Below are 4,469 nucleotides of genomic sequence, written 5' to 3'. Positions count from 1 at the left end.
GGGCCAGCCGAATTCCGCCAAGGTTCGTTTTTGCCATTCCCAGGAATCGCGTTCCCACACGAGCGGGTAGCTGTCAGCGCTCCCTCAAACGGTCATGATTCGAGCACCAGACGCTGGAAGCACACGCTCCGTGACCTTCCAGCGCTCGAAATCCATTACCGACCGCATGCCCGGAAGGCTGCGACGGACCCAAGTGCGATAACGGAGAGAACAGATGGCAACCGCTACCCAGAACGCGCCGGCCCAGACCGGCACCCCGCAGTACGACGCCGTGGTGATCGGTGCAGGTGTGGCTGGCCTGTACCAGACCTATCGGCTGAACGAGGCGGGCTTCAAGGTGAAATCGTTCGAGGCAGGCTCCAACGTCGGCGGTACCTGGTACTGGAACCGCTACCCGGGAGCCCGCTTCGATTCCGAAGCGGAGATCTACCAGTACTGGTTCTCGAAGGACATGTACGCGCAGTGGAAGCCCACCGAGCGCTTCCCGGCACAGCCGGAAACCGAGCAGTGGTTGAACCACGTCGCCGATCTGCACGACATCCGCAAGCACTACAGCTTCTCGACGCGCGTCACCGCCGCCCATTACGACGAAACGAAGAAGCTCTGGACCATCTCGACCGACAAGGGCGAAACGGTCACCGCGCGCTTCTTCATCAGCTGCGCCGGCATGCTGTCCGCGCCGCTGGAAAACCGCTTCCCGGGTCAGGACACGTTCAAGGGCCGTGTCTTCCACACGGCACGCTGGCCGAAGGAAGCGATTGACTGGACCGGCAAGACCGTCGGCGTGGTCGGCACCGGTGCCACCGGCATCCAGGTGATCCAGACGATCGCTTCGAAGGTGACCAAGCTGAAGGCCTTCGTGCGCACGCCGCAGTACGTCATCCCGATGAACAATCCGAAGTATTCGGAAGCGGATTGGGACAAGAAGGTCGAAGGCTTCGAGGACCTCAAGCAGCGCGTGCAGTCGACGTTCTCGGGCTTCGAATACGACTTCGCCAACGGATCCTGGCATGACAAGACGCCGGCCGAGCGCCGCGCGATCTACGAGCATTACTGGAAGGATGGCTCGCTGGCGTTGTGGCTGTCGGCGTTTCCGGAAGTGTTCACCGATGAAGCGGCCAGCGCCGACATCTCCGAGTTCGTGCGCGAAAAGATGCGCGAGCGCCTGAACAACGATCCCTATCTCTGCGACAAGCTGATTCCCAAGCCTTCCGACTACGGCTTCGGCACCCACCGCGTGCCGCTGGAAAGCAAGTACCTCGAAGCCTACATGCGGCGTAACGTGGAGATCGTCGACTGCCGTGAATCGGCCATCGAACGCGTCCTGCCGAACGGCGTGCAGATGAAGGACGGCACCGTGCACGAGGTCGACATCCTGGTCCTGGCCACCGGCTTCGACGCTGGCTCGGGTGCCCTGAGCCGCATCGACGTGCGCGGCCGCGGCGGCCGTTCGCTGAAGGACGACTGGGGCAAGGACATCCGCACCGCGATGGGCGTGGGCGTGCACGGCTATCCGAACCTGTTCACCACCGCCGTGCCGCTGGCGCCATCGGCAGCGCTCTGCAACATGACCACCTGCCTGCAGCAGCAGGTCGACTGGATCAGCAACTGCATGATCCGCCTGCGCGACAAGGGCGTGACCGAAATCGAGCCGACCAAGGCGTTCGAGGACGCCTGGGTCCAGCATCATGACGACGTCGCCAACGCGACCCTGATCGTCAAGACCGACAGCTGGTACATGGGCTCGAACGTCGAAGGCAAGCCGCGTCGTCTGCTGTCGTACTGCGGCGGCGTCGGCACCTATCGCGGCAAGTGCGATGAAGTGGCGGCGAAGGACTACGAAGGCTTTGCGATGAGCTGAAGCCCGCTTAGTCGGGCTTGTCTCAAGGGCGCGACCGTTCGACGGTCGCGCCCTTTTTCGTGGGCGAGGCGTGGCCCGACTTGGAGCACTGCAGGTGATCGGGTAGCGTTCTCATCAAACGTCACGATAACGAGGAGACCCTGAAGATGACGCCGCTCCACATCCATCTGGAAGCCGACGAGATCCCGAAGCACTGGTACAACGTGGTTGCCGACATGAGCAATCCGCCGGCACCGCCGCTGGGGCCGGACGGCAAGCTGGTGACGCCGGAAGCGATGGGAGCGATTTTCCCGGGGCCGATCCTCGAGCAGGAAATGTCGGCGCAACGCTGGATCGAGATTCCCGAGGACGTGCGGCAGATCTACGCGCAATGGCGGCCGTCGCCGCTGATTCGTGCGCTGCGGCTGGAGCAGGCGCTGGGCACGCCGGCGAAGATCTTCTACAAGTACGAAGGCGTATCGCCGGCCGGTTCGCACAAGCCGAACTCGGCCGTGCCGCAGGCCTACTTCAACAAGCTCGCCGGCACCAAGCGGCTGACCACCGAAACCGGTGCTGGCCAGTGGGGTTCGTCGATCGCCTACGCCGGCCAGATGTTCGGGCTGCCGGTGCGCGTCTACATGGTCAAGGTCAGCTTCCAGCAGAAGCCTTTCCGCCGCTCGATGATGCAGACCTGGGGCGCGGAAGTGTTCGCCAGCCCCACCGATCGCACGCTGGCCGGTCGCAACGCGCTGGCTTCCGATCCGAACTCGATGGGCTCGCTGGGCCTGGCGATTTCCGAAGCGGTCGAGGAAGCGGCCAGCGAGCCAGGCGTCTGCTACACGCTCGGTTCGGTGCTCAACCACGTGGCGATGCACCAGACGGTGATCGGCCTGGAAGCGAAGAAGCAGTTCGCCAAGATCGGCCTGTATCCGGACATCATCTTCGGCCCCTGCGGCGGCGGCTCCAGCTTCGCCGGCATCGCCTTCCCGTTCCTCGCCGACAAGATGGCCGGCGAAAAGCGCGCGCAGAACCTGCGCTGTGTGGCGGTAGAGCCAACGTCCTGCCCGACCCTGACCAAGGGCGCCTATGCCTACGATTACGGCGATGCCTCGGGCTACACGCCGATCATGAAGATGTACACGCTCGGCCATGACTTCATGCCGCCGGGCATCCACGCCGGTGGCCTGCGCTATCACGGCGATTCACCGCTGGTGTCGCAGTTGCTGTTCGAACGGCAGATCGAAGCGATCGCCGTGCCGCAGGTCGCGACCTTCGCAGCCGGCGTCCAGTTTGCGCAGGCAGAAGGGATCATCCCGGCGCCCGAATCCTGTCACGGCATCCGTGCGGCGATCGACGAAGCGCTGCGCTGCAAAGTGACCGGCGAGCCGAAGGTGATCCTGTTCTGCCTCACCGGCCACGGCCACTTCGACATGGCGTCGTACGACCGCTACCTGTCCGGCCAGCTCGAGGATTACGACTACCCGAGCGAGGCGATCAACGAATCGCTGAAGAACCTGCCGAAGGTCGGGACGTAGGGCGGGCCACGCCTGCCGAGCGCCCTGCAGACTGACGGCGTCGGCGGCCGCGGGCCGCCCTACGGCTGGGGCAGGTGCCGGCGGAGAAAACCGGAGACGCCGTCGTTGAAAGCATCGTTGCGGTCGCCGGCAACCATATGGCCGGCGGCCGCAACATCGCAGACTTCCAGCGCCGGCAGATGGGTGCGGAACTCGGCGATGCTGTCTTCGCTGACGATGTCGCTTTCCATGCCACGCACCAGCAGCGTCGGCACCCGGACCCTGGCCGCAGCCTCGTACAACCGCTCGGTGAAGCGCGGCGGCTCGGAAACCACCTGGGCATTGGCGACGAAAGCGGGATCCCAATGCCAATGCAGGCGGCCGTCGGCACGCTTGCGCAGGTTCTTCATCAAGCCTGAAGGATCACGTGGCCGGCGGCGTTGCGGGTAGTACGCAGCGACGGCATCGGCCGCTTCCTCGAGTGTGGCGAAGCCATCTGGCCGCGCGCGCATGAAAGCGATGATCCGTTCCGCGCCTTCGGGATTCAGCCGCGGTACGACATCGACCAGCACCAGCGCGCTCGCGGTGCCCAACTCGGCCGCTGCGATCAGCGACGCCGCGCCGCCCATCGAAGCGCCAACCAGTGCCGGGGGTGACGGCAGGGTCCGGACGATCGTCTGCAGATCGGCGGCGAGACGCTCGATGCGGTAATCGCTGATCGGCGACCAATCACTTTCGCCATGGCCGCGGGCATCGACATTGATCACCTGATAGCCCTCGGCCAGCAGCCGCGCCATCGCCGTACCCCAGGAATGCCGGGTCTGGCCGCCGCCGTGGCTCAGGATCACGGTCGGTGCAGAAGGATCGCCACCGACATCGACCATGAGCGCCACGCCATCGTCGGCAACGTAGCGGCGCACCTCGGTAGGCGGGGTCAAGGACCTCAACGGTCCGGCTTCGCGCCGAGCACGTCAGCCGTCGCCCGGGTCACCGCGCGGTTCTTGTTCACCGTCTCGTCCCACTCGGACTGCGGCACCGAATCGGCGACGACGCCGCAACCAGCCTGTGCGTGGACCATGCCGTCCTTGATCACGGCGGTGCGGATGGCGATGGCC

Annotated in this window: 4 protein-coding genes; 2 read left to right on the top strand and 2 right to left on the bottom strand. The window is 65.0% G+C overall.

Annotated features, from left to right (window positions below):
• Positions 1-214: 214 nt before the first annotated feature.
• On the top strand, positions 215-1,861 hold the full coding sequence (locus tag QZY06_RS12200; protein ID WP_295684672.1) for an NAD(P)/FAD-dependent oxidoreductase: 1,647 nt from the start codon (positions 215-217) through the stop codon (positions 1,859-1,861).
• Positions 1,862-2,007: 146 nt separating this feature from the next.
• Positions 2,008-3,375, top strand: coding sequence for a TrpB-like pyridoxal phosphate-dependent enzyme (locus QZY06_RS12195; RefSeq protein WP_295684670.1), 1,368 nt, complete (start codon positions 2,008-2,010; stop codon positions 3,373-3,375).
• Positions 3,376-3,434: 59 nt separating this feature from the next.
• Here QZY06_RS12195 and QZY06_RS12190 read toward each other — a convergent pair whose 3' ends face one another.
• Together QZY06_RS12190 and QZY06_RS12185 are read right to left on the bottom strand one after the other, a co-directional pair.
• Positions 3,435-4,292 (bottom strand): alpha/beta fold hydrolase, encoded by an 858-nt coding sequence (locus tag QZY06_RS12190; RefSeq protein WP_295684669.1) that lies wholly within the window; start codon positions 4,290-4,292, stop codon positions 3,435-3,437.
• Between the two features lie 5 nt (positions 4,293-4,297).
• Positions 4,298-4,469, bottom strand: a 172-nt coding sequence (locus tag QZY06_RS12185; protein ID WP_367275627.1) for a chorismate-binding protein, incomplete at its 5' end; no start/stop codon positions are given.

Source organism: uncultured Nevskia sp. (assembly GCF_903885465.1).
Classification (GTDB): Bacteria; Pseudomonadota; Gammaproteobacteria; order Nevskiales; family Nevskiaceae; genus Nevskia.
Note: the sequence above shows the minus strand (reverse complement) of the source record. Positions and strands in the feature narration are given on the sequence as shown.

Coding starts and splice junctions, on each gene's coding strand:
- QZY06_RS12200 (WP_295684672.1), top strand. CDS start 215: ATGGCAACCGCTACCCAGAACGCGCCGGCCCAGACCGGCACCCCGCAG.
- QZY06_RS12195 (WP_295684670.1), top strand. CDS start 2,008: ATGACGCCGCTCCACATCCATCTGGAAGCCGACGAGATCCCGAAGCAC.